The 25,831-nt window shown below is 43.1% G+C and carries 17 protein-coding genes and 3 pseudogenes; 13 read left to right on the top strand and 7 right to left on the bottom strand.

The genetic code is table 11. From position 1 onward, the window contains the following. Positions 1-228 precede the first annotated feature (228 nt). Positions 229-564, bottom strand: a pseudogene (locus BLO31_RS24830) (O-antigen ligase family protein); the annotation flags it as partial. Positions 565-1,456: 892 nt separating this feature from the next. Further along, positions 1,457-4,717: a hypothetical protein gene (locus tag BLO31_RS07885; RefSeq protein WP_070964210.1), complete on the bottom strand. Its 3,261-nt coding sequence runs from the start codon at positions 4,715-4,717 to the stop codon at positions 1,457-1,459. Between the two features lie 223 nt (positions 4,718-4,940). Between BLO31_RS07885 and BLO31_RS07880 the strand changes: the two genes are divergently transcribed. Then, positions 4,941-5,660, top strand: coding sequence for a response regulator transcription factor (locus BLO31_RS07880; protein ID WP_175443184.1), 720 nt, complete (start codon positions 4,941-4,943; stop codon positions 5,658-5,660). A 138-nt stretch (positions 5,661-5,798) separates the two neighbouring features. Here BLO31_RS07880 and ileS read toward each other — a convergent pair whose 3' ends face one another. Next, positions 5,799-8,852 (bottom strand): isoleucine--tRNA ligase, encoded by a 3,054-nt coding sequence (gene ileS / locus BLO31_RS07875; RefSeq protein WP_217495105.1) that lies wholly within the window; start codon positions 8,850-8,852, stop codon positions 5,799-5,801. Positions 8,853-9,303: 451 nt separating this feature from the next. On the opposite strand from ileS, the gene BLO31_RS23445 reads away from it, so the two are divergent. Then, positions 9,304-9,864, top strand: a complete 561-nt coding sequence (locus BLO31_RS23445) for a hypothetical protein (protein ID WP_139158964.1) — start codon at positions 9,304-9,306, stop codon at positions 9,862-9,864. A 211-nt stretch (positions 9,865-10,075) separates the two neighbouring features. Then, positions 10,076-11,263 (top strand): DEAD/DEAH box helicase, encoded by a 1,188-nt coding sequence (locus BLO31_RS07865; RefSeq protein ID WP_070964202.1) that lies wholly within the window; start codon positions 10,076-10,078, stop codon positions 11,261-11,263. Positions 11,264-11,317: 54 nt separating this feature from the next. Here the strand turns inward: BLO31_RS07865 and BLO31_RS23435 are convergent. Both BLO31_RS23435 and BLO31_RS07850 read right to left on the bottom strand, forming a co-directional pair. Continuing rightward, positions 11,318-12,945, bottom strand: a pseudogene (locus tag BLO31_RS23435) (methyl-accepting chemotaxis protein). 371 nt (positions 12,946-13,316) lie between these two features. Next, positions 13,317-13,756, bottom strand: a pseudogene (locus BLO31_RS07850) (Lrp/AsnC family transcriptional regulator). 128 nt (positions 13,757-13,884) lie between these two features. Between BLO31_RS07850 and BLO31_RS07845 the strand changes: the two are divergent. From BLO31_RS07845 to BLO31_RS07815, 7 genes are all read left to right on the top strand, one after another. Beyond that, on the top strand, positions 13,885-14,469 hold the full coding sequence (locus tag BLO31_RS07845; RefSeq protein WP_070964198.1) for a LysE family translocator: 585 nt from the start codon (positions 13,885-13,887) through the stop codon (positions 14,467-14,469). Between the two features lie 82 nt (positions 14,470-14,551). After that, the gene (locus tag BLO31_RS07840) at positions 14,552-15,334 is read left to right on the top strand and encodes a siderophore-interacting protein (RefSeq protein ID WP_070964498.1); all 783 of its coding nucleotides are present in this window, start codon (positions 14,552-14,554) and stop codon (positions 15,332-15,334) included. 229 nt (positions 15,335-15,563) lie between these two features. Then, positions 15,564-17,246, top strand: a complete 1,683-nt coding sequence (locus BLO31_RS07835; RefSeq protein ID WP_070964196.1) for an RluA family pseudouridine synthase — start codon at positions 15,564-15,566, stop codon at positions 17,244-17,246. Positions 17,247-17,384: 138 nt separating this feature from the next. Beyond that, positions 17,385-17,714 carry a single stranded DNA-binding domain-containing protein gene (locus BLO31_RS07830; protein WP_070964194.1) on the top strand — a complete coding sequence of 110 codons (330 nt, stop codon included), beginning with the start codon at positions 17,385-17,387 and terminating at the stop codon, positions 17,712-17,714. A 68-nt stretch (positions 17,715-17,782) separates the two neighbouring features. Next, positions 17,783-19,639 (top strand): hypothetical protein, encoded by a 1,857-nt coding sequence (locus BLO31_RS07825; RefSeq protein WP_070964192.1) that lies wholly within the window; start codon positions 17,783-17,785, stop codon positions 19,637-19,639. A 168-nt stretch (positions 19,640-19,807) separates the two neighbouring features. Continuing rightward, complete coding sequence (locus BLO31_RS07820) at positions 19,808-20,641, top strand: MBL fold metallo-hydrolase (protein WP_070964189.1); 834 nt, start codon at positions 19,808-19,810, stop codon at positions 20,639-20,641. 58 nt (positions 20,642-20,699) lie between these two features. Next, positions 20,700-21,146 carry a YiiD C-terminal domain-containing protein gene (locus BLO31_RS07815; RefSeq protein WP_070964186.1) on the top strand — a complete coding sequence of 149 codons (447 nt, stop codon included), beginning with the start codon at positions 20,700-20,702 and terminating at the stop codon, positions 21,144-21,146. 17 nt (positions 21,147-21,163) lie between these two features. Here the strand turns inward: BLO31_RS07815 and bla are convergent, their stop codons facing one another. Together bla and BLO31_RS07805 are read right to left on the bottom strand one after the other, a co-directional pair. Next, complete coding sequence (gene bla, locus BLO31_RS07810; protein ID WP_070964184.1) at positions 21,164-22,012, bottom strand: class A beta-lactamase; 849 nt, start codon at positions 22,010-22,012, stop codon at positions 21,164-21,166. 98 nt (positions 22,013-22,110) lie between these two features. Continuing rightward, positions 22,111-23,004, bottom strand: a complete 894-nt coding sequence (locus BLO31_RS07805) for a DMT family transporter (protein ID WP_084659651.1) — start codon at positions 23,002-23,004, stop codon at positions 22,111-22,113. A gap of 90 nt (positions 23,005-23,094) precedes the next feature. On the opposite strand from BLO31_RS07805, the gene BLO31_RS07800 reads away from it, so the two are divergent. From BLO31_RS07800 to BLO31_RS07790, 3 genes are all read left to right on the top strand, one after another. Further along, positions 23,095-23,298 (top strand): helix-turn-helix domain-containing protein, encoded by a 204-nt coding sequence (locus tag BLO31_RS07800; protein WP_070964181.1) that lies wholly within the window; start codon positions 23,095-23,097, stop codon positions 23,296-23,298. After that, positions 23,280-24,008 carry a substrate binding domain-containing protein gene (locus BLO31_RS07795; RefSeq protein ID WP_342668977.1) on the top strand — a complete coding sequence of 243 codons (729 nt, stop codon included), beginning with the start codon at positions 23,280-23,282 and terminating at the stop codon, positions 24,006-24,008. The genes BLO31_RS07800 and BLO31_RS07795 overlap by 19 nt, the downstream gene beginning before the upstream one ends. Positions 24,009-24,506: 498 nt before the next feature. Next, a complete protein-coding gene (locus tag BLO31_RS07790) occupies positions 24,507-25,763 on the top strand; it encodes a serine hydrolase domain-containing protein (RefSeq protein ID WP_070964177.1) in 1,257 nt (418 codons plus the stop codon). The last annotated feature ends 68 nt before the right edge of the window (positions 25,764-25,831 follow it).

Raw genomic sequence — 25,831 nt, 5'->3', positions numbered from 1 at the left:
TTTTCTTGTTCTGGACTCATTCTTCTCTTGTTCATTGCGAGTAAAAAGACAAGCAAAAAGAAGTAATGAAAAGATATAACTCATTGGTGAAAGGAAAACTTGGCTTAGCAACGAATGAAATAATAACGCTGATGTTGCCACAAATATCCAACCGTGTTTTGGGTAGTGAAGGGCAAGTACAATGGCTCTATACATTAATAGTGCGTAAAAGGAGGTCAAAAGTAGGCCACCTATCCAGCCAAGTTCGGTAAAAATTTTTGCTAAAAAGTTGTGTGGGGTTGTTAATATTTGTCTCTCATTAACATATTCAGAGGCGTATTCAGTACCCGCTTTTGCGTACTCTGGATGGATATACTCAAAGTTGTTTGCCCCGACGCCAAAAGGGTTATCTAAAAGCATGTCCCAGCTGTTTAAAAGCATTCCTAAACGGGGTTTGAACTGCCCCACTGGGTCTGCTAACACGCTTCCCACTTGATCGTAGAACTCTGATGCCACTTTAAATACAAAAGACCCACTAAAGAGCAAAGAAGAAATATAGACCACAACTACAGAAAAAAATGTCCAAAATAGAAGCTTTGAACCACTGAACTTCTTTGCCTCTTACTGATTAAAACAAGCATAGCAAACAGGCAAATCGATAAGCCAAGCCCGATTGTCGTCGCTCTAATCTGAGAGATATAAAGTACGTACACAATCCCCAGTAATAAGGCTAAACAAGCCAATACTGCCCACGCCTTATTTCTAAACTTCCATAAGCAAAAGCACAAGCTGGGTATCCATATATTAAATACGTGACCAGCGTTATTAGTGAAGCCTATTGGTGTAAATGCCCCGTTGCTAAAGGGTACTCCGATTTTTCTTTCAATGGCTAATATGATCAAAAACACGCCAGAAGCTAAAAGTGAACTGCTTAACAAAAGGTTAATTCTTTCGTCTACCGAGTAGTTCCAGACAAGAAGGTTAAAAGCGACACCGTATAGCGCGAGGCGAATGATGAAGCTAAGTCCCGTATAAAAATGAGAGGACCAGAAAAGGGTTACGAGAGACCAGTATAGGAGCGAAAAAAATAGCAATGAGCAGTGAGAACGCCGAATGCTAACTTTATCTCTGTGCAAAATTACAAATAATGACAACAGTATGTCGATAAATAGCCATTTGGGCACATCATGGCTGTAAAAGTAGTTGTCCCAATGTAAGTTAGTAATAACCGCCAAGCTTATTGGAAAAATCCATAACGCCAGCCTAGTTGTAGATATTTTTGACGACAATGTATTCATAGATAAACTCAAAAAAAGGGGAGCAATGCTCCCCTTATAGTTAGTAGCTGATTACTGTTCGTATTCAATCACTAAATTAATATTGTTGATGTTCAAACTGCCAGAGACACCCGCTTCCGCTTCCGCCATAACTTTAAGAACACCGTTGCTAACGATAGCAGCTTCGATTGCCCTTAGACCTAAAGCTGTAAAGTTGCTTCGCCTCTACTACCAGATGTAGCTGGAACAACAGCAATTACACAATGGCTATCACCCTCGATACACGCTGAGCTATAACCGTCTGCTGCATTATCAACAGTGATGGTTTCTTGTTGTTTGCCCTTATACAGCTTAACAGCACCGCCATACGCAGAGATGCCATAGCTATCCCATGTGAGTTTAGTGTTTGTGACCAGCATATCGTCTGGAAGATGTGATAAATCGATGGCAAAGTAACCGCGTTTATTCCCTCTTAAATAATGGCGTCTCTCCTGCCAACTGCCAGAGTGTACTTTCCACACATATGGATCAACCGCGTAAGGATCTGCAACATAGGGATTACTTGCATATGGATTCTGCTCCCACCAAATCATTCCATCAAACAATTGAGACGTTCCAGCACTGTTGGTTACCAGTTGGAAATCATCGCCCGCTTTTAAAGTCACAAGTGGAATGACTAGTGTTCCCTTATTGGTGTTGTTTGGGATGTGTAAGTACGCTTTTTCTGTTCCGTACGCAGAACCGGTGTATGTCACGTTAAGGGACTGCTTAGTTCCTTTTGATTCCAAGCTAGTTAAGCCTGGCGCCGCGTTCCACTGATTGCCTGCTGGTGTCGGATTCTCAGGATCATCATTTGTCGCGATAACAAGATTACCCAAGTCATCACCAGAAAAATCGAGTTGTGCTGAGCCTTCGTTCGAAACAGTGAACACTACTCTCGAAGAGGTTTGACTACCGGATGGCTTTTTAAACTTAACCGGTGCTTTTGTGCGATTTACAATACGACGCGTGTCGTTATCTTTCGCCTTTACAACAAGCCTTGGCTGGTTAGGTTCACCGAGTACAAGTTTTCTATGGTAATACGTCCCGTAGCCCGCAACGCCTTCAGTATGCGTTAAAGCAAATGTCATAGACGCTTTATCACTTACCCCTGGCTTTCTTCCATCGGCCGAATAAACACTTTCTTCGGCTTGTACCTCGTAAGAAATTTGAGCTTTTTGCGAAGCCACTGCACTTGGAGAGAAAGGTAGTTTAGTCTTAATTCGGCCCGTGTGGTCTGTGGTAACCGTTTTCGAGTAAGCAAAATTACCTTCACCTAGTAATTTAATCTTTGCAAAGGGTGAAGGGTTGCCTTCCGGATCGACGACAGTAAAGTTAACACGGATCCAAGGACATGTACTTCCCCATACATTGTCTGAACTACCACATGGATAGTCAAAGTTCCACCAACTGAAGTGAGCGACTTCTCCCACGTAGTAATCACCAACCAGTGTCGCTTCTCCTTCTTGCATCCAACGCCCTGTTTCCTCATCTAAGTGCCATAATGGCATGGTGGCGGGAGCGGTAGCAGGGTTGGCGACTTTAATAGAGATGGTCGCTTTTTTACCCGGAGCGAGTTCCAGTTTGTCACCTTTATTATCTACAAGGCTGGCAGCAACAATACCGTAAGAGATAATGTCAAACTCTGTGTCAGTACCATTTTCGCGAACGATACCGGTAAAGCCACCAGGGAATGCATTTGTATAAGATTCGCTACTAGGATTAAACGCTTTTGGATATACGCTTACTTCTCCTGAATAGACCGCTTTGGTCTTTGAATTAACGAACGCATTGGCAGGAAACTTTATCTTGGCGATATCACTGGTTTTTTCGTCCCCTACGTTAAGCTGTCCACCTGTTGAAGCGTCGATTGGAAGTTCATAGGCTTCATATAGGCGTATCGTACCTAAGTTCGCATTTCTACCGGCTTCTATCGTCACTGGCATTGAATAAGGAATGTATTGGTAGCCCATTGATGGTTTTCCTTCAATCGTTAATACATACTCTCCTTCCTCAATTGCTGCACCGTAAATGCGTTTGGTTGCTTGGTCGTATTGGATGGCATTTTGAACTTCAACACCAAAAGAATCTTTTAGTGCCAAGGTTTTAATATTATTTAGGTTAACGGGACCATTGCTATCACCGCTATACAAATTGCCCTCTAATGTCCCTTGGGTTAACCATTTAGTCTGCTGACCGGTCACTTCAAACTCAAAACTAGCTGAACCACTTCGCTCTCCGGTTGTCGTGTAACCGACAACATCAACACGGTAATGTCCAGAAACATAGCGACCGTGATAAGACGTTGGCAGCAATGAAATTGCAGAGTTGATTGTCAAAGTAGGAGCTATCTCTACAAAGTGACCATTAACATACCAGAATTTGGTAATTGCATTAAATGCCGAATCTGTATCTGGAACATCTGCCTGCAAGGTAAATGAAATGGGCTGATCGTATGCGAAGCTCGTTGGTAATGAAGAAGCATTGGTAATAGAAATAGGCAATTTATTGTTAAGGTTGAGTACAACGCCCAAGTCTATCGCACCAAGACCTCTTACCCCTTTCAACGTTTGCTCGATTCTTGTACTTTGGTCTTTTATGATTCGAATGGTTTCCGCAAAACCTGTGGCTAGGTGAACGTTCTCACCCTTGTTGTTTGAATCGTGCACAGTAAACACTAACGTATAGTAACCACTCGGGATCGTATTCCCCACTTCGACGCTTGACTGCTTCATTGTTGGATCAGTTGGAGAGTCTACGGTGTTGATAAGGATCCCTGCGACCAAATTACCTTTACTATCACGCAGCTCGAGTTTGGGATTATGGGTCAAAGCAATATCTTTAGGCCAGTTTGCTTGGAAGCTTAGACCACCATTGCCCTGATCCATTTTGACTTCTACAACAGATTGCGTTGTTTCCGTTGGGCGAACTGTTAAGTTTTGTACTCCACGTGCAAATTCAACGCCATTGGCGTCAATGGCAATTACGGTCACTTTCCAAGCACCAACAGCCACACCCGTTAATGTTCTTGAACCTCTGCCGGTAAAAGTTTCATCAAAAGTGTTGTTCGCAGGTCCTTCACCTATCACTCTGAATCTATCAGCATTGAGGTCAAGCGAGGGTTCATTCGAAGTGTTGTTTTGCGGAGACATGGCCGTACTTTGTGCAGAGTACGGGGTAGACATCGCGCTGATTTCAGATTTTCCACTTTTTACTGCGCTTTTAACCGCAATACTCGCGGACTCAAACTGTGATGTATTAGTCTCATCCTGTAACACAATTTGCAAACTACCCGTTTTAGCCGAAGTAGTTGGATTATTCGGGCTACTTCCTTCTCCGCCGTCACCGCCATTACATGCAGCGACCAGAAAAGAAAATAATATTACATATACATGATATAAATAATTTCTTGTTCCGTTCATTTTACGCTCTCTTATTGACAAAAGATCAAGTAAGCCCATAAATGGCATACAGCGTAAAAGTTAATTTAAATATTGTTTAAAAATTCAATTCATTTACTAATCGTTACCCAAATATTATAAATACGTGATCATCACATTTATATTTACAATATGTTACTCCAATGTATTGAATCAATTTATTTTAATGACAAAATTTTGTTTCAACGTCACTTTCGGGGGTAAAATGGATAATAAAATAGGGAACAAAGTACTATATATAACCGATCGAGAGCTATCTGGATTAAGCTCAGCTTCTTTTATTAACTTAGGGATAAATATTAAAACCATTACTCTTAAATTAAGTTCCGATGAAGATCTAAATCACGGATTGGAGTTCTATAAGTCACATTGCCAAGGGATTATTATTGACTGTCATAAAAATGCAACAACAACCCGCACCATACTTAATAAAATCAAGAAATTAGACATACCAATAAAATTAGTTTTTAGTGCTTTTCTAAAAAAAAGCGAGCGGATGGATTTACTTTTTAGTGGGTTTGATGTGGTTTCAGTCCAGATTCTTGACAGTGATGAGCTTGCATTGCGTATGAATAACTTAATGCAGCGGGTACAAGGCCAAAACACACATCAAGAAAATTCAATGATTAAATACGGTAACTTTCAACTAAACCCTGAAACTAGAATGTTAAGCGTTGGCCGGGAAAAAAGCATACTCACAGACGGAGAGCATTTAATTCTATTGCACCTAATTGGTAATAAAGGCAAATTTAATAGCCGGCAAGAATTATCTAAAGCATTAGGAAAAGAATACTACTCCGTGAGTAGTCGATCCATTGATGTTCTAATAGGGAGATTGAGAAAAAAAATTCACGACGACCCTAGAATGCCCCAATATATCGTCACCTCTAGGGGTAAGGGTTATATGCTTTGCGATCAATATTGAAAATATTAATACATTAAAGATAAATAACCTTCTAGTTCTATAGTTTATTTAATTTATAAATTCGCAAGAATATACACAATCAATATGTAACTTAAGTAAAAAATGCGCTCCCCTTAGGCAGCGCATTTTTTAATTAGACTAGGCTTTGCTAACTTTAATTATTAACTCACCATGTTCAGTATTGTGCTTTTCGCCAGATTCCACTGCTTCAAAGACTATCGTTTCTGTTAGTGTTTCTTCTTTGAGATAAGCTTCGTGGATTCGAATCCAGTTAGACAACGGTTCTTGTACTTCCACGGCAAGGTGAATTCTATCCGTAACTTCTAAACCTTCAGACTTTCTTTGTTTCTGAATGCGATTGACGACTTCTCGCACCGCACCTTCTGCAATAAGCTCCTCGGTCAGTTCTGGGTCAAACTCCATTGAGATAAAGCGGTTTGATACCGCGTTTACACCTTCTTTTGCCTGTCGGTAGAGCACTATTTCATCTTCCGTAAAAACAACGCCATCAAGTTCAATCTGACCTCGCTCCTGGAAAACATCTAACTGCTGCTCAGTCATGTTTTGAATCAAGGCTGCAAAGTGCTTCATGCGTTTACCCAAGCGCTTACCAAGTACTGGGAAATTCGCTTTTGCATACACGTAGATATAGTCACTTTCGTTAGTACTGAACTCTACCTGCTTGATATTAAGCTCGGCTTCTATGTAGCTGGCTAGCTGTTTAACATCATCTAAAACGTGTGCATCTTTGTGTAGAACCGTCGCTCTACCAAGAGGCGTTTTCAGCTTGATTTTTAGATCGTTGCGCTTTTGACGCCCCATGGTCACTAAGTGTTGGAAACGTTCTACGCTCGCTTCAAGCGCGGGTTTGCGCTTTTCAACTTCTGGCCTTGGGTAATCACAAAGATGTACAGATTCAGACACTTCACCTTGGTGATAGGCTTTTAGACCTTGATAAACATGCTCGGACAAAAACGGAGCAAATGGCGCCATAAGTTGCGAGAAAGTCTCTAAGCAGTAGTGTAGTGTCGCGTACGCATCCTGCTTGTCTTGATTCATCTCTTTTTGCCAGAAACGAGAGCGGTTTAGGCGAATGTACCAGTTCGTTAACTGCTCTAGGAAATCAAATAGAGGCGGAACAACGTTATACAAGCGATACGCCTGCATCTCTGCATTGACCTTTTCTTTCAGAGTCTCTAAACGAGAGACGATCCACTGATCCAGTATATTGTCTTGACCCGCCGACTCATTGGCTTTCCAACCATCAATATCTGCGTAAGTTTTAAAGAATTTAAAACCATTGTACCAAGGCAAGAGCACCTGACGGACCATCTCCTGCACACCTGTATCGGCAAAGCGCTGTTCTTCCGCTTTAACCAAACCAGAGTTGATTAGGTAAAGTCTTAGTGCGTCTGCTCCGTATTGCTCCATCAGAATGTCTGGTGCGGTATAGTTCTTAAGACGCTTGGACATCTTTTTACCATCTTCCGCCATAACAATTCCGTTAACAATAACGTTATTGAACGCAGGTTTGCCAAATAGGCATTCACTCAATACTTGCAAGGTGTAGAACCAACCACGGGTTTGGTCGACCCCTTCAGCAATAAAGGCCGCTGGGAAGTTTTTCTCAAACTTCTCTTTGTTCTCAAACGGGTAATGAACCTGAGCATATGGCATTGAACCGGATTCGAACCAACAGTCAAATACCTCTGGAATACGGCGATAAACGCCTTCTTCGCCATCTTTGGTGAAGGTCAGTTCGTCAACATAGTCTCGGTGCAAATCTTCGACTTCAACACCAGTTAACTCTTTAAGCTCTTGGATTGAACCCAGACAAACTTGGCTTCCCGTCTTGTCATTGATCCAAATAGGAAGCGGGGTTCCCCAGTAGCGATTGCGCGATACAGCCCAATCAATGGCCCCTTCGAGCCATTTACCCATCCGGCCTTCTTGAATATGGTTAGGAACCCAGTTGATTTGGCGGTTGTTTTCTACCAATTTATCGCGGATAGCCGTAACTTGAATATACCAAGACGGTACTGCACGGTAGATGATCGGGGTGTCTGAACGCGGGCACAACGGATAGCTGTGGACTAAAGTTTCCTGCTTAAATACCAACCCCTGCTCTTTGAGCAGTTTGATAATACCCTTATCAGCATCTTTTACATATTGGTTTGCAAAATCCGTAACAGCGTCAGTGAAACGACCGCGGCTATCTAACGGGCAAACACTCTCCGTCAAACCGTGCTCTTTACATACCCTTTGGTCGTCTTCACCAAACGCCGGGGCCATATGTACGATACCCGTACCACTTTCCGTTGAAACATAGTCATCAGACATGACTTTAAACGCGCCATTGTCAGCAAGCTTTTGGAAATATGGGAACAGTGGCTGGTAGCGTCTTTCCGCCAGTTCTTGTCCTTTTACTCGCTCTAGGATTTCCAGCTCAACGTCTTTATACAAAGACTCTTTTAACGCTTCTGCAATCCAGATCGCTTTGCCTCTTTCTTCGTCTTTGACCTTAATGTAATCGATATCTGGGCCAACACAGAGTGCGAGGTTTGACGGCAAGGTCCAAGGTGTGGTCGTCCATGCAGCAATGTAAGCGTCTTCGTCTTCCAATTTGAACAAAACGGTTACCGCTGGATCTTGAACATCTTTATAGTTAGACGAGGCTTCAAAGTTAGACAGAACCGTTTCTAACTCCGTGGAGTACGCAACCACTTTTTCGCCTTTATAGACAAGTCCTTTGTCCCAAAGCTGTTTGAATACCCACCAAACCGTTTCCATAAACCACGGTTCCATTGTTCGGTAGTCATTCTCGAAGTCGACCCAGCGCCCTAGGCGACTCACCGTTTTTTCCCACTCTTGAGTATAACGTTGGACAATTCCGCGACATTCGTTGTTGTATCGCGAAATACCTAACGACTCCACCGCCTCTTTTGCAGACATGCCCAATGATTTGTCAATTTCGTGTTCGATAGGCAGACCGTGACAGTCCCAACCAAAACGACGCTCAACATGTCGACCAAGCATAGTTTGGTAACGTGGAATAATGTCTTTAATAGTAGATGCGACAAGGTGGCCATGGTGAGGAAGACCAGTTGCAAACGGAGGACCATCGTAGAATACGTACTCAGGTTTGTCTGAGGACTGCTCCAACGATTTCTGAAAATATTTTTCTCTTTCCAAACTTGAGCACCTGGTGCTCGGCATCAACAAAGGAAAAAGCATGGGCTTTGCTTTGTGAATTATCTGAAGTTGTCATTTTTGCCTCTTTTGTTTCCTAAGAGGCTGTTATTAAAAACCCGCCTCTTAGGCGGGTTTGAATTTGTTGTACAGCCGAACCCACCATTTCTAGGAAATGATGATAATAATTCGCTCGATAATAGATGCTGTATTCATAACCAACAAAATACGCATCCAGAGCTTATGTGTCAATAGTCATTTTTAGAGCTTGAGTTTGAGGTTTCCGCTTCAACAGCGGCATTTTTCTTTTGACAGTCACACACCAACATCCAGCCAAACAAGCCAAAAGGGCAACGTTTTTGTGCATCCTTCAATTGAATTTATTTAATTTGCTGACCAAACTTCTGAGCCATTTTAGTTATCCTCACCCTTTGTGCACAGCATTTCTGAAACAATGAAAAGAGTTCTTATCCTCAATTATTTTGTCGCCTTATTCCACACCTCTACGGTTGTGGCTTCGACTATCCCTATTCAAGAAATCCTAGCGTTAAAGACACTAAACCAAACACCAACGCCGGAATGTGGGGTACAAGTGCTAAAAGCACCCAGTCAAGTCAAGCACTACCGGTTATCCGACGATTGCAACTATATTTGGTTCGTCAATCACGTGATAGAAAATGAGTGTCAGGACTCCACATTTCCTCAAGTTCGAGTGACCTCATCACTTTTAACCACCCATTTCAGAATCGATAAGGCGCTTTGTGCTAAAAACAGTTCGTCGATAACTGAGAATAAGAAAAAACGGTTCATAGTGCAGTTCTATGCTGGTACGACACCACCAAGCTTAAACAACTACTCATGCCTTTCCGTCCAACACGAGCTAAACCGCATAGGTCGATTCTACTATTTGCTTTCAGAGAAACTAGATTACGAAGAAGCTCAAGTGTTATTGAGTGAAATTAAACAATGTGTACCCGATGCATGGATACGCCCATTGAGCGCGCCTTGGATGTAAAATCCGAGAGCCACTTTACACAACAGCAAAGCCAAAGCCCCTGAAGTGAAGGAAACAGAGCCGCCCATAAATTGACTATCGTTTAGTATTGCAAACCCTCTCTTTGATTTACAATCTTAGTAGGTTTCTAGTCACACCGTGTTAGACTACCGTTCAAAGTACACGGCACTGCTACAATTGTGGAGCATGCAACTCCAACCTAAGAGATTCTATGTCATTTTCTAATTTGGGCTTAAGCAAGCCAATCCTAGAAGCCATTCGCGAAGTCGGTTATGACAAACCGACCAATATCCAAGACAAAGCCATTCCAATCGTTCTTTCTGGTAAGAACTTAATCGCTGCTGCTCAAACGGGCACTGGTAAAACGGCGAGTTTTGTTTTGCCAATTTTAGAGCGCTTAAGCGCCAGTACAACCCAAAAAAAGAAACGATTTAGAGCTCTAATCCTCACGCCAACCCGCGAACTTGCGATCCAAGTGAATGCCAGCATTGAGAAATATGCCAAGCACGTAAACTTAACGTCTACTGCAGTCTATGGTGGCGTCGATGATGGGCCGCAAAGGCAAAAGCTTATCGATGGCATCGATATTTTAGTGGCTACCCCAGGGCGTCTTATTGACCTTTACGGCAAAAGAGCCGTTCACTTTGAAGAAGCTGAAGTTTTGGTGCTCGATGAAGCAGACCGAATGCTTGATATGGGCTTTATTGAAGACATCAACAAAATCATCGCTCGTCTACCACAGGATATTCAAAACCTGCTGTTTTCGGCAACTCTTTCCAACCCAGTGCGAGATCTCGCTAAAAGCGCTATTGACCACGCTGAAGAAATCAGTATTGCCAAACACAGTGCTTCAAAGGCGAACATTGAACAGTGGATCACAACGGTAGATAAAGACAAAAAATCCAGTCTGTTGGCCCACTTAATTAATAAACACCAATGGCAACAAGCCTTAATTTTTATTGAAACCAAACACGGTGCAGCTAAGCTCGCCGCTCAGCTCGAAAAGCGGGGCATCAAAGCTGAGCCATTTCACAGTGGTCGCAGTCAAAACATTCGTACCCAATTGCTAGAACAATTTAAAAACGGAGAGATTGCCTACTTAATTGCTACTGGTGTCGGTTCTCGTGGTATAGATATCAGTGAGCTACCCTTGGTGATCAACTACGATCTCCCCTACCCAGCAGATGAGTACGTACACCGCATTGGTAGAACTGGTCGTGCTGATGCAAAAGGTGAAGCCATATCCTTGGTATCGAAAGACAACTTTAAAAACCTGTGCATGATTGAAAGCCGCTTGGGGCATTTGCTTGAACGCAGAGTTATTGAAGGATTTGAACCGAAGAAAGAAGTCCCTATCTCAATACTAAATTACGTCCCCAAGAGCAAACGTCGATCGTAACCTCTTGGGTCAAGAGACAAAAAAAACCGCTCGTTAAACGAGCGGTTTTCACAATTAAACCTTAAAGAAAGAGAGTTGAGCTTTTTGCTTTTCAGCCAAAGTCGAAAGTTCGATACTGGCACTCGCACTTTGACTGATCCCAGATACATTTTGATTCACCAACTCAGACATATTAATTACGTTGCGATTAATGTCTTGAGTCACCTGAGACTGCTGCTCCGCTGCGGTAGCCACTTGTGTATTGGCGTCATTGATACCAACGACAGCATCTGTTATCCCAACCAAAGCGTCATTAGCTTGTCCCGACAGTTCGTTATTTTTCGCCAGTATCTCCATACTTTCCACCATACTGTCGTTTGCTAGACCGGCTTGCTTTTGCAACTCTTCGATAATGGTTTGAATTTCACCTGTCGACTCTTGAGTTCTCGCCGCTAGCATTCTTACTTCATCAGCAACAACAGCAAATCCACGACCAGATTCCCCAGCACGAGCCGCTTCAATCGCCGCATTTAGCGCTAACAAGTTAGTTTGATCAGATACATTGCGAATCACTTCAACCACGTCGTTGATCTGCTCAGACTGCTGTTTTAGTTCTTCCACAACCTGTCCAGCATTACTTAGCGCAGCTTCATCTGTTCACTAGACTGCTTACTCTCTTCAAAAATGCTCAAGCCTGACTTAGCAAGTTGATCCGTTTCTCTCGCAGTAGAATCAGCCATTGAGGCATTGTCGCTAACATTGTCAGCCGTGCTTGCCAGCTCATTTACCGCCGAAGCGACCTGCTCAATCTCTCTCAGTTCCTGCTGTGCATTTGACTCCGCCTGATTCATCACCGCAGCCAGTTCAGTTGATGCGGACGCCACTTCCTCGCTTATGCGAGTCAGTGCTTCTACGGTTTCACTGAGTTTATCTATGGTCTGGTTTACATCTTCGCCTAGTTGTGCAATTTCATTTTTACCGTCGACTTCTGCTCTTGCGGTTAAATCTCCTTGAGCAATTTTCCTCATTACCGACTGAAGGGCCTGAACAGGAGTAACTATTAGTCCTGATAAGAACCAAGCAATCACAATCGATGAAACAAGCACAATCAATACTTTATAAACCGCTTTGGTTTGGACGGCATCATTCTCTTGCTCACTGATCTCCATCGCTTTTTTGGCAAACTGATTAACAATTTGAGACAGTTCGTTGATAGATTGCACCATGCGATTACCCGAATCGCGATATTGACCGATAAAGCCCTGATACTCTTGCTCGCTTACAAGGCCACTTTCATAGCGACCAAGAAGAGTTACCGCTCTATGAGAGAAATCGACGTAATCTCTTATTGCCTCTCTAACAATCGCCACTTCGGAACGAAACGTTTCACGGCGTGCCATTTCATCTAGGTCGCCTTCTAGTTCACGCATGTTTTCCGCTAGTTGAATAGCAAATTTGTCTCTGCGGCTTGGGTCATAAATCGCGTAAACTGCATTGATTCGCAGCGGATAAACCATATCATCAATATGAGCGAGCTTGTCCTTGTAGAAGATTAAGGAATCAGAATTAGAGTTAATTGTCTCTTGCTCTTCTTGAAGATTACTTTGGGTAATCCAAAGCGCAATCAGTAGAAAAATGGTGGTCATCGCCACAGGAAGCAGAACCTGAGCACGAATAGACAAGTTCTTAATAGATAACTGCATGTTAGCCCTCATTACTATTGGTTTTCGCATCCCTGTGCTGGGAATATTCCCACAAAAAGAAGGTGATTCTATCCAAACAGTACGATATATGTCTATCACTTTTTACATGTTTATCATTAACTTATTCAACAAAAACCGCCAAGTTAATGACGACCGCCAGCAGAGTGACTCAGATCACATTTATATAAAATCTTATGAATAAATTGCGTTGAATTGTATAAAAAAATGACAGTTTATTTTGCGGGGACTCGTTTAAACAGCTGTGAATACCACCTCCCTTAACAGAAAGGAAAACACAAACCATCACTAAACGTAGATGGAAGATTGTTCACATAGCGAAACGTGACATTTAATGGAGATAAAAAAGCGGCTTAGCGCTCGTCCTTTGGAGATTCCATCACAACCATAGTCGTAATAGAGTTTACTTGGGGACATTCGCCCAAAACGTCCGCATGTATCTTTTTGTAACTCGGAAGATCTTTCGTTTCAATACGCAGAAGGTATTCGTTCGCTCCGGTTATATTGTGACATTCGACGACTTCTTCAACATAGCGAACGTGCTCTTCAAACTCTAATTGTGCCTGTTTACTATGCTCGAAAGGCCAATCGATACATAAGCAACAAAGCCTATCCCAAGTTGAGTTTTGTCCAAAACCGCACGATAACTTTGAATCACATTCCTTTTTTCGAGATCTTGTACTCTTCTCAAAGTCGCAGAAGGAGACAAACCCACCCTATCGGCAAGCTCAACATTAGAGATCCTTCCGTTTAGCTTCAACTCACGCAATATTTTTTTATCAAACTTATCCATAAGGCAATTTTATTGTGCATGTTACTTTTAATTAAGGAAATTAAACACAAAATTGCGCCAATATCCACCTATTATTGTCTCGACCGGTCAAGAGTTACGTTTAAGAATAAATTTGCGTGGAGAGAAACATGGAGTTTTCACAGTTTTGGGCATTAGCCCTATTTGCTTTTGTTACTACTTTTACTCCCGGTCCCAATAACATCATGTTAATGGCATCCGGAGCGAATGTGGGCTTTAAAAAAACTATCCCCCATATGGCTGGGATCACTATTGGTTTTTCAGTAATGGTACTCTTGGTCGGTATAGGGCTGATGGGGGTATTTAACACCTACCCAGTGAGTCATGCGATATTAAAATACCTCAGCCTTGTCTATCTAGCCTATTTGGCTTTTAAAATTGCTACAAGCAAGCCAGTAGAAACCGATTGCAGCTATCGCCCAATGACGTTTTTTGCAGCCGCAAGCTTTCAGTGGGTTAACCCCAAAGGCTGGTCGATGGCACTGACCGCCGTCACGGTATACAGTGCCAACGGCGCTTGGTACGAACTCAGCTTGATTGCTTTTGTTTTTGCGCTGGTTAATTTACCTTCAGTAACATTCTGGGCTGCTGCTGGGCAACAGTTACAACGTTGGCTAACCACCCCGACCAAGATTCGAGGGTTTAATGGACTTATGGCAGCACTCTTAATTGCATCAACATTGCCGATGATCTAGACCAGAGTGATTGGGGCTTGCACAGGGTTGTTAATTCAATATAACCTTATTGTAAATGATATTCATTATTGATAATAAGCCTATGACACAACATAAATTGATCACTTTAACAGTGGTGGAAACAAAGCAAATCACACCCAATATGCAAAGAATCACCCTTACAGGCCCCTTGCAGGAAAGCTTCCCTCTGGGATGTGAAGGCAGTTACATTAAGCTCGCTTTCGATCAAAATGGCGGAACGGATTTATCAAAGCTTAAACCCGAAGAAGCCCCAAGACTGAGAACGTATACTGTTCGTCATTATCATCCTGAGAAAAATACTATTGATATCGATATGGTTCGTCATAATTCTGATAACCATGAACAAGAACACGGTTTAGCAGGCCGTTGGGCGATTTCAGTCCGCGTAGGACAGACTATTCAGGTACGCGGTCCCGCAGAGATAAAGCCAGTGAACACCGCTAGCCCTTGGTTTTTCTTTGTTGCAGATATGACAGCACTGCCAGCGTTAAGTGCGACCTTGGCCAAGCTCCCTGAGCATGCTGTTGGGTATGCGTATGTGCAAGTCGCTCAACGCGAAGATATTCAACAGCTAAAAGTACCATCAGGCGTTAAGTTGCAATGGCTTACCGAGCAAGAACCTTTGTTAGCTACGATAAAATCCGCCAAGTGGCTCGAAGGTATACCCTATGTTTGGTGCGCGTGCGAGTTTGAAAATATGCGTGCATTAAGAGACTTCTTTATTCGGGAAAATAACTTAGATCGCAACAACATGTACGTGAGCAGTTACTGGAAGAAAGGGGTAACGGAAGAAGGCCACAAGGTCATGAAAAGGCAAGACGCTGCAGAGTTAAGTGCCAGTTGAGTCCAGCCCTAGACAGAAAACTATCCTGAGGCGAAAGCTAACATTGGCTCAGGATAGCTCAAATTTTTTTATTCAACACTTAAGCAGTTTGCTGTTTTATGCGCAAATAACGCACTCCCCGCTTTAACAAAACCCCAACCGACTCTATAAAAAATCAATAGTGTTTTTTAACCGGTTATCGCGGTAAAATTGCCCGCTTTTTTACCCCTTTAGCAACAGAGAATTGAACATGGCTAACTCTATCCCATTTTTTACTAAGTTCGAGAGCGATATCAGTGGATACGAGCTACCTAAACAGTTCACGTTTCCGTTTTACTACACACCCCACCCACTTTGCATTTTGGCGGCAAACCAGCTTCAACAATATTTGCTTACTCAGAATACTTGGCAATACGATTTTGGTCTGAACAGCGACTCAGCCTCTGCAAGTGGAAAAATGTTTGGTGTCCTTTTGGTTAAAAGCCCACAAGGGGAAATTGGTTATCTAAGCGCATTTTCCGGAAAAATTGGCGACGATAACCATTTGCCTGGTTTCGTTCCTCCTGTTTTCGACATCTTGGAACAAGACGGATTTTTCCAAACTGAACTCGCCGCCATCACCCAAGTCAATGCTAGGGTAAAAGAGCTCAGTGCTGATCCAGAGTATTTGCTTGTTAAAGCCAAGTTAGACCAACAGAAAAATCAGTACCAGCAAGCAGAGCAGGCTCAACGTCAGATCATCATAAAAAATCGTGCTTCGAGAAAGGCTCAACGTCAGGAAGCACAAAATCAACTCTCCGGCGAGCAACTGACCAAGGAGCTCGACGAATTAGCCAAACAGAGTGTCGCTGAAAAAAATCAACTCAAGTATTTAAAACAAGAGTGGCAAGCGCTAATTAATGACACTCAAAAGCGCGTTGATAGCACATCCAATCAGCTAGAAATGCTCAAAGAGAAACGCAAAGCTCTCTCAAATACTTTGCAACACAAGCTATTCGCCGAATATCAATTTCTCAATGCAGAGGGCGAGCAAAAAAATCTCAACGAGATTTTTGCCAAACTAACTAACCCTATACCACCAGCGGGCTCCGGCGAGTGCGCTGCTCCTAAACTACTACAGTTCGCTTATTTACACGGCTATAAACCTTTGGCCTTAGCTGAATTTTGGTGGGGGCGATCGCCTAAATCTGAAGTTCGCCAACACCAAAAATTCTACCCCTCGTGCCATAGTAAATGTCACCCCATTTTAGGTCACATGTTAGAAGGGTTAGATGTTGAACCCAACCCGCTAGAGCAACACGATGCAAAAGCGCATCACTTAGAAATTGTTTATGAAGATGAAGCCATGGTCGTAGTTAATAAACCTGCGGGATTGCTTTCTGTACCGGGAAAAACAATACAAGATTGTGTCTATGCGCGATTACAAGAGCGATACCCAGAAGCTGAGGGGCCAATAGTGATTCATCGCCTTGATATGGCGACATCTGGGCTACTCGTGTTTGCACTGACCAAAAGAGCCAACAAATCACTGCAAAAACAGTTTATAAGCCGAACAGTTAAAAAAACCTATATCGCATTGCTCGACGGTGTATTACAAGAACAAGAGGGGAATGTTCACTTACCTATGAGGGGCGATCCAGACGACAGGCCACGACAGCTTGTTTGCTTTGAACACGGTAAGCCAGCCCATACTTATTGGCGAGTGTTAAGCAAGGACGATACTTCAACCAGAGTCGAGCTCTTTCCACACACCGGAAGAACTCACCAACTACGCGTGCACTGTGCTCATTATCAAGGCCTTAACACACCTATTATTGGCGATGGGCTATACGGGGAGCGCGGCCAGCGTTTACACCTTCACGCATTTAGGTTGGAATTTGATCACCCCTACTCTAAACAGAGAATAAGTTTCGAAGTCAAACCCGACTTTTGAGTCAAGCCGACCAACATCACATTCTCTATCAAAACGTAAGCAACCAGTTACACATCAATTAGACTTATATAACATTTAATTCAATTACTCTAATTTATAATCTCAGCTCATCAAACATAAAATAAGCGATTGTAAATTATGAAAAAAATGATTTTATCAATAGGCGTTGTGCCTATGCTACTCGCTTGTGGTGGAGGTGGAGACAGCAACTCTGCACCTCAATCACAGGCTCCAACTCCAGTGCCTGAACAGATTCCACAGCCCCAGCCAAATCCCGTTCCAGCACCGTCTCCTAGCCCTCAAGAAACAGCGGCTAAAATTCAAGTCATTGACGGCTACATAGCTAATGCATCCGTATGTGCAGATAGAAACAACAGTCAAACATGTGAACAAGATGAGTATCTAGACGGATTAACCGACGATAAAGCTTTATCACCGTTCCCCCAGCAGACAAGCAGTACACGTTAATCGCCAATATTATTGCCGGCGTAAGTAAAGATTCTGATCAACCGACTGTCGCTACACGCTCATATTCAATGGCCACACCAGCCGGTGAAACCTCGATCAATCCATTTACTACACTCGCCGTAAAAGAAAACAAGCCGCTGAATCAAATTGCGAGCGAGCTAAATTTGGATCTAACTACGATAACGAGTGACTTTGTCGCGCAAAGAGAAAATCATCCTCAAGCCTCAATTGCACACCTTCTTGCAAGGTCAATCACCGAGGAATTTGAGGAGGATCTCAGAGTATTAGACACCACAAAAATTAAAAGCTACCTAAACAAGTATAAGGTCGAGGCTGACAGCCTATTAAATCTTGGGGGGCACTCGGAACTCAATAAAGTGATATACAGTATGTCGGGCAATAACGTTGAGAGCAGAGCTCAGCAGCTCAAACTCAAAGACTATTTTTCGCGTACCAAGATATTCCAAAAAGATCTCTTTGCGACTGACTTCAGCCGTTGGGCGGAATTCGAGATAGATCAGACCCAAATAGGGTTAGCGGGTTTTGCTGACAAAGATGAGTTTCAAATCAAAGGCAACGTCTTAGATTATACTGATGAGAACATCGACGACCACGAGTTCACCCACATAGGCAGATACATTGCCTTGAGTGTACGCACATTGTTAGCCGGTGGTGACCGCTTTAAGCAGAAGGCTCTTGGGCAATTGGCGCTTTGGTACACCAAACCCCTTCAAGAAGCACAAATCACCGAAATAACTGCCGAACAATTGCAAGGAAAAGAGCTGTACTATCTGAGGTTTGACGACAGTCTACTAGTCCCTGCTTTAGCTCCAACTGTCGCACCACAGCTCGCGAAATTCACCTTTGGCAACGCTGATGATGTCGTTATTGAACTAGAGAACCAGTTTGAAGAAATACGTGCGACTTGGACATTGGCTACGGTAAACAACAAGCAAATCTTGAATATTACACTGTATAATCAAGACCGTATTAATGGTAAACAATCCCTAGAACTAGAACTCCAGCTCGCTGATGATAAGTTGATTGTTGTCGAAGACAAGCAACAGACATTTGTCACCAGTAATACAAGCCGTTGGACTTCATTACTGTTTTTCGACAAGCAATTAGCGTTGAGAACCGTCAATCTTTCTAGAGTCAATAACGACCACTTGTTGACCAGCTCAGAGGAGCTTGTGGGATTAGTTAAAGGTACTCGATACATCATAAATCAGACGAATAGCACCCATGATTTAGACCGTTCTCATAAGGTCGCCTTTAATTCTAATGGCAGAATGGTTTCTATCAGTTTGAAAGATCAGCGTCAACGCGATGGGATCTATACCACAATGGAAAACCCAGAATGGCCTGTTTTGTTTGATACTAACACTCATAGAACGACTCCCATCTTTTACCCCTGGAGTAACTCCCTTGTTGTTGACCCCGCATTTCACCGCGAGGGCTTACTGCTATACAGAGACAATCCATTCCAGCCTTATTTGCCTCTGAATATCGACAAGCTTAACAGCCAAACTTGGTACTATGTCTACGATTCAGCACCTCAGATAGAAACAATCGCGAGACCCGTTAAGTCCCGAATGGTTGAACTGACATTCAATAAAAACGGTACAATGCAGATCACTGGGCTGGCCTCGACAGAAATCCAAGCAAAATGGCAAATTGTGAATCAAAACGTCAATGGTGCCAAGACGTCAACACTGGTCATTGAACAACCCGTAAACCTTTCTTCAGAGCACTGGCTTCATGACAAGGCCACATTACAACTTGCTGTCGTTGGGGAAGGGAAAAACGCGCTGTTTATTGAAGAGCTAACATCAAAAGTTAGTTCTAATAAACGAGTCATGTTTGCTGACAGAGCTGTTGCGGTGGAATATCGCCGCCTGTGGCAAAGCAGTAACAACTGGTAGTTTTGCCAAGTCACACTCAGTAGTCAAAGGCTTCTCCACTCTATAAAATTTGGGGAAGCCTTTTTTATCTAAGTACAACGGTCTCTTGGGCTGCTAATTTTACTGTTTAAGAGGGCGTTATTGTGTATATTGATAACAGTTTTAGTCAAGCACATGGAGTAGGGAAGCTTGGAAGTACAGATTCTTATCGACAACAATACCATCATAGACAGATATTATTTAGGTGAGCCGGGTGTTTGCTATCTAATCAAAGATGGAGATACAAAAATACTGTTTGACCTCGGTTATTCTTCGACCTTTATAGATAACGCCCGCAAAATGGGCGAAGACCTGCTCGATATTGATTACGTCGCTATTTCACATGGACACAACGATCATACGGGTGGTTTTCACCCACTCATAAAGAAATATACCGAAGCGCGTGAAGAAGGCTTGCCTCACACTAGCCCAACCGTTATCGCTCACCCCCACGCGTTTAACTTCAAAGTGTATGACGATATAGAAATAGGTTCGATATTTTCCGCAGACAGAATCGCAAAACACTTTGCGGTGAACTTAACCAAAGAGCCCGTTTGGTTAACCGACAACTTAGTATTTTTGGGACAAATTCCAAGAGAAAATGATTTTGAATCACAGCATCCCGTTGGAGAACAACACCAGTGCGGTTGCAGTTCACCTGACTTTGTAGAGGATGACACGGCGCTCGCCTACAAAACACCAGAAGGCATAGTGATTATCACTGGCTGCTCACATGCGGGGATCTGCAATATCACCGAGTATGCGAAACAGGTGTGTAACGATGATCGCATTGTCGATATTTTGGGTGGATTTCACTTGCTAAACCCCGATGAAAAACAGGTCGCAGGAACAATGGATTACTTTGCCAAGCAAGATATTCAGGTTATGCATCCTTGTCACTGCACGGCACTCAAATACAAAATTGAGATGGCAGCAATAGTACCTGTTGAAGATGTAGGTGTTGGGTTAAAACTGAGTTATTGATCGACACTGCTATAGCAGTCTACAAACAAGAGCACTTTTAAAAGGATGAATTACAGCAATGAACAAGACTCAGCTCGAAGCTTATCTTCACCAACATATCCCTCAATCAAAATCGATGGCGGCCAAGGTTGATGAGATAGGAGAAGACTTCCTTGCCATTAGTGCTCCTTTAGATGTAAACATCAACCATCGAGATTCAGTGTATGGGGGCAGCGCCAGCTCTGTCGCCATTTTGTCGGCTTGGGCGTTTTTACATACCCGACTAAATAGTTTAGATGTGAAAGCAACCTTAGTTATCCAAAGCAACACTATGAGCTATGACAAACCGATTCTCGATGATTTCACCGCCGTGGCCAGAGCGAATAGCACCGATGACTGGTCGCGTTTTCTAAAACTGTATGAGAGAAGGGGTAAAGCGAGAATCCAGATAAACTCGACACTCTATAGTGCCGGTCAAACCGTTGGAGAGTTTACCGGACAGTTCGTCGCTATCAAAAACAACTAGTCCAAAACTCTCATAGCTTACGGGCGAACGTCTATTGTTGAAAAGATAACTTCGCCGATGTCTGCGATTAGCTGATTGCGGTCAGAGAGGGTGAGGTTCGTTTCTGTTACATAGATGCTCATTACTAGCGGTTTGCGCGTCTCTTTCCAAATCAGAGCGGTTATACCGCGCGATCCTTTCGATCCCGAGCCTGACCGATCGGCGATACTCCAGCCATAGGGCAAAACCGAGCGCAACAGTGCCATCGATACTCGATTGCGTTCCATCCAACCGAGTATTGTTTTCTGTGCTCCCTCAGAAAGGCCTTCTCCTAAAAACAAGTGTGACATGGTATTTGTCATAGCGACTGGCGTTGTGGTGTTTTCTCTCTCTTTCACTTGATTGATAAAAGGCTCTAAGTCATCCAGCCGAGTCGATTTGTCACCAACCTTGCGCAAGAATTGGTTTAAGGCATCGGGCCCACCTATATTGTTTAGAACAATGTTGGTGGCCGTGTTATCACTCATCGACAGTGCCGCTTCACAGGCCGATATTAAAGAGATTTGGCTATTGGTCAGTTCTTTAGTGACAGGAGACCACTCGACAATATCATCGCGCTTAATATACGCACTTTGATCGTGATTGAGCTGCCCACTATCCATATCATGAAGCAACTTAGCACAAGCAAGCGGCTTGAAAGTACTCAGAACAGGAAAAGTCTCATTCCCGCGGTAGCTCCAGCGAAACCCCGTTGCCGAGTCAACAAATGCGATACCTATCCTACCCTCAACCCGAGACTCAATCTCCGCCAACCGCTGATGGAGTTCAGAAGCAGCAACAGACGAAGAGAAACAGATAGTGAGCAAATATAGCCTTAGCTTTCTCATGCAAAAATCCATCCTTGGTGAACATCGGGCAATTTTACATTAGATGTGCATCCAACTGAACACTATATGTTCAACAATCAAGACTATTTGAAAATGTGTTATTGCTCCAAAACTGTTTGTTGCTTATTTTTGGCGTGATTCGCGTAATAAACACCACTGATCACTAACACGATTCCGCACCACTGTTCGACTTCCACGCTTTGCCCCAGAACAATAGCAATAAGCAGAGTAAAAACAGGAATCAAGTTGGTTGTCGATGAAGTCTCTTTTGAACCGAGTACCTGAGTAGCTTTAATCCAAAAAATGTAGGCCAGCAGTGTACCGAATAACCCCATATAAGCGAGCAACACCCAATCAAAAGTCGTCAACGATCTCATCCCCTGTATTGGTTGTTCCATTGTTAAAGCGAGCACCAATATCATCACACTGCCTATGGCCAGTGTTAGACCGACTGTCACAAAAACAGGAATACCCCGTGTCCACTTTCCCACCATCACTGTATATACAGCACCGCCCGACAGAGCAATGAACATACCAATATCACCTATATTCACTGACAGTAGATCAAATTTCCCACCCGTTAGAACCAATAAAACACCAAAAAAGCTTGTACCCACTCCCATTAGCTGATGTTTGTAAACCGAGCTTTTCAGCAGCAGTACACTGAGCAATATGCACACCAGAGGCATATTCGCCATAACAATTGCTCCATTGATAGGAGTGGTATACCTTAGTGAAATAAACATTGCGACATTTTGAATCACGACGCCAAACAGGGCTAGAACCCCTATTCTTACCCATTGAGACAGTGACAGACTGAGATTTTTACGGGTTTGATAAAAGGCGTAAGGAGCAATAAGTAAAGCGGCAAGACTAAAGCGAACCCATGTCATCGTCATAGGTCCTATATCATCACTAAGCGCTGCTATTGCATGGAAATTACTCCCCCAGAAAAACACCGCAGCAATCGCACCAAGCCAAATGAAAGCCATATCCCCTCCAAAACATTTTTATTGCACAAGCAAGATATAGTTTTCATAATCATCAATCTACAGATTAAAATGAGAGGGTAAATATCAAAAATGGAAGATATATCTTTTGACGAGCTGGCTCTATTTGTCCGCCTCTCGAAATTTCGCTCATTGACCGAAGCCTCCAGCAAACTCAATATTCCCCTGGCGACGCTAAGCCGTAAACTCAAGAATCTAGAACACCGACTCAACACTCGTTTGGTTGAGAGGAACTCCCACCAGTTCGTTTTAACCAAATCAGGCAAGAGTACCTAACCACTTGCCAGCCTTTTATTTTAGGTCTCACCAACGCGACTAACCGTCTTGGTCAAGACCAAAGTGAACTGGAAGGACGAATAACCATCACTGCTCCAATCAATATGACACAAGCTTGGCTCAAAGAGTGTTTGTTCAGCTTTGCCGCAAAGTTTCCCAACATTACCTTAGATGTACAGCTACAAAATGAAAAAGTAGATCTCGTCGATGCACAAGTTGATATCGCATTTCGAGTAGGCGATGAGCTTGCTCAGGATTGGGTTGCTAGAAACCTTTGGAGCAGTCCTTATGGGCTGGTTGCCCATCAATCTTATCTAGACCAATACGGAGATATTCGTCATCCATCCGAGTTAGATCGCCACAAACTCGTATCCGTCAGCAGTTTAAAGAACTGGTCGATGACCGAGCAAAGTTCTGGAGAGAAATATACCATTCAAGGCCCATATCTATTTGAATCAAATGACGTTCTGGTAGTGAGAGAAGCGGTCTCTTACGGAATGGGAATTGGTTGGATGCCACCCTACTACTTTAACAACCCTAGCCATGCAAATTCTGGCCTAGTTTCGGTACTGCCAGAATGGTTAGGACAGGCCCGCCCAATAAAACTCCTATACAGAGACAGAGATATGATGCCTGCAAGAATCCAAGTATTTATCCAACATGTTTTAGAGTGGAAATCACTGCAAACCGCTCCCTACGCCTCTCTATAAGTTGTTTAAATATTCACCACAACAGTCATTCATCATTTATTGCCAACTGTCACATTAAAAGCGGAAATTTGGCCTAAAAGCGAAACTCATCCCAGATAATCTAGCGAAATACGTCACCCAAACCTCATTCAAATGTGACATGCGTCGCATATATATAAATCGTCACACTCATGAAAAATTGACTACTTTTTAACCAAGCAACCGGTTGCAATTTGGTGTTTTTACTCTAGCTCGTCATAAAAGGGCACAGGTAGTACCACCCCTTTTCCAACCTTATTTTCTTCTCTTGTAATTTATCATTAACTCGCCTCGAATTTGCCTTTTGACAAACAACTAAATAGCAATAAAAACGGTTAATTTTTAACCATATTTGTTTCATAAAATTGCCTGAACCAATATCACACTAAATTATTTCTATGATCTGGATTAATTTCGTGTTGTAAGATTGCGCTAAGCTAATCACGTTTTTAGTGCTACAGGAACTACACAGGAAAAACCATGCATATCAGTAAGTTGAAAAGGACTTTGGCTTTAGTAAAAAAGTTTAGCTGGACGGCATTTTGCCTACCCTTAGGTCTCTTTTTCACTGCACCAACCGCATTGGCATCGGCAGAACTTCGCAACTCAGAACTGCTCTCGACCTATATCGATGAGTTGGCAAGACGCCATAAAGCCATGATGGGAATTTCCGTTCACCACCGAGGTAAACCGCTTTTTGACTATTTTTCAGGACAGGCTGATCACATCCCACTTATCGTTGGTAACCTGCCTAAATCTCCTGACAGTGAAACGCGCTACAAAGTAGGTTCTGTTACAAAGTTGTTTATCGCAACGGCAACAATGCAGTTGGTAGAACAAGGTAAACTGAGCCTAAATCGACCAATTAGCGATTTTTTTCCAAGCATACCCAACGCTAGAAACATAACCATCAACCACCTGATCACCCACTCAAGCGGTCTGTTTAATCACATCCAAAGTAAAGATTTTTCGGAATACTACTTCGAGCCGCAAAGTCATTCAGAGATGATTAGCCGAATCGCCAAGTACAAACCAGTATTTGATCCCGGTACCCAGTACGAGTACTCCAATACTAACTATTTACTACTTGGCTATATTCTAGAGTGGGTAACAGACCAACCTCTAGACGCACTCATCACCAATCAGATCGCAGCACCCTTGCGCCTAACCAACACCCAGTTCTGCAACAAATGGGAGCAATGTGAGGTAAACTCGCAATCCTATTACTACGCTGACAGTGATTGGCACTCAGTAACCCCTTGGGCTGCCAGCAGTATCGGTGGCGCTGGCGCGTTAGTTTCCACGCCAAAAGAGCTCAATCGTTTTATAGAAGCTCTATTCAACCAAGAACTTATCACAACAACGTCACTCAATTTATTAAAACCCAAAGCATCCCTCCCGCATTCGGGTGTACAAGAGATGCACTTTTACAACCAACAAGGGTTTGGCTACACCGGATGGATTGAAGGTTACTACTCCCTGTTAGTCTATTTTCCAGAGAAATCACTATCTGTCGCCATCACAATCAACGGAACCCACACCCCAATTACGCCACTGAGCAAAGACTTGATGGGTTTGATCTTAGATGTTCCGGAGGTAAAGCTCGCTCTCAACAAACAACACGCGTCAAAGTCTGGCGAAGAGCCCAGTTTGCTGGCAAAAATTTATCGCAAGTTGGAAGGGCGTAACAATCGAATGGACGCCACCCTCGGGCAACTAGAAAGTACGGGATATTAAACGCTTCACTTATTACCAATCTACAGCGGTAACGGCCTAGTTATCACTAGGCTTAGTTATCTCAAGGT

This window comes from Vibrio sonorensis (assembly GCF_001854765.1).
GTDB classification, from domain to species: domain Bacteria; phylum Pseudomonadota; class Gammaproteobacteria; order Enterobacterales; family Vibrionaceae; genus Vibrio; species Vibrio sonorensis.
This window is presented reverse-complemented; position numbering and strand designations above follow the sequence as displayed.

Coding starts and splice junctions, on each gene's coding strand:
- BLO31_RS07885 (WP_070964210.1), bottom strand. CDS start 4,717: ATGAACGGAACAAGAAATTATTTATATCATGTATATGTAATATTATTT.
- BLO31_RS07880 (WP_175443184.1), top strand. CDS start 4,941: ATGGATAATAAAATAGGGAACAAAGTACTATATATAACCGATCGAGAG.
- BLO31_RS23445 (WP_139158964.1), top strand. CDS start 9,304: ATGAAAAGAGTTCTTATCCTCAATTATTTTGTCGCCTTATTCCACACC.
- BLO31_RS07865 (WP_070964202.1), top strand. CDS start 10,076: ATGTCATTTTCTAATTTGGGCTTAAGCAAGCCAATCCTAGAAGCCATT.
- BLO31_RS07845 (WP_070964198.1), top strand. CDS start 13,885: ATGGAGTTTTCACAGTTTTGGGCATTAGCCCTATTTGCTTTTGTTACT.
- BLO31_RS07840 (WP_070964498.1), top strand. CDS start 14,552: ATGACACAACATAAATTGATCACTTTAACAGTGGTGGAAACAAAGCAA.
- BLO31_RS07835 (WP_070964196.1), top strand. CDS start 15,564: ATGGCTAACTCTATCCCATTTTTTACTAAGTTCGAGAGCGATATCAGT.
- BLO31_RS07830 (WP_070964194.1), top strand. CDS start 17,385: ATGAAAAAAATGATTTTATCAATAGGCGTTGTGCCTATGCTACTCGCT.
- BLO31_RS07825 (WP_070964192.1), top strand. CDS start 17,783: ATGGCCACACCAGCCGGTGAAACCTCGATCAATCCATTTACTACACTC.
- BLO31_RS07815 (WP_070964186.1), top strand. CDS start 20,700: ATGAACAAGACTCAGCTCGAAGCTTATCTTCACCAACATATCCCTCAA.
- bla (WP_070964184.1), bottom strand. CDS start 22,012: ATGAGAAAGCTAAGGCTATATTTGCTCACTATCTGTTTCTCTTCGTCT.
- BLO31_RS07805 (WP_084659651.1), bottom strand. CDS start 23,004: ATGGCTTTCATTTGGCTTGGTGCGATTGCTGCGGTGTTTTTCTGGGGG.
- BLO31_RS07800 (WP_070964181.1), top strand. CDS start 23,095: ATGGAAGATATATCTTTTGACGAGCTGGCTCTATTTGTCCGCCTCTCG.
- BLO31_RS07790 (WP_070964177.1), top strand. CDS start 24,507: ATGCATATCAGTAAGTTGAAAAGGACTTTGGCTTTAGTAAAAAAGTTT.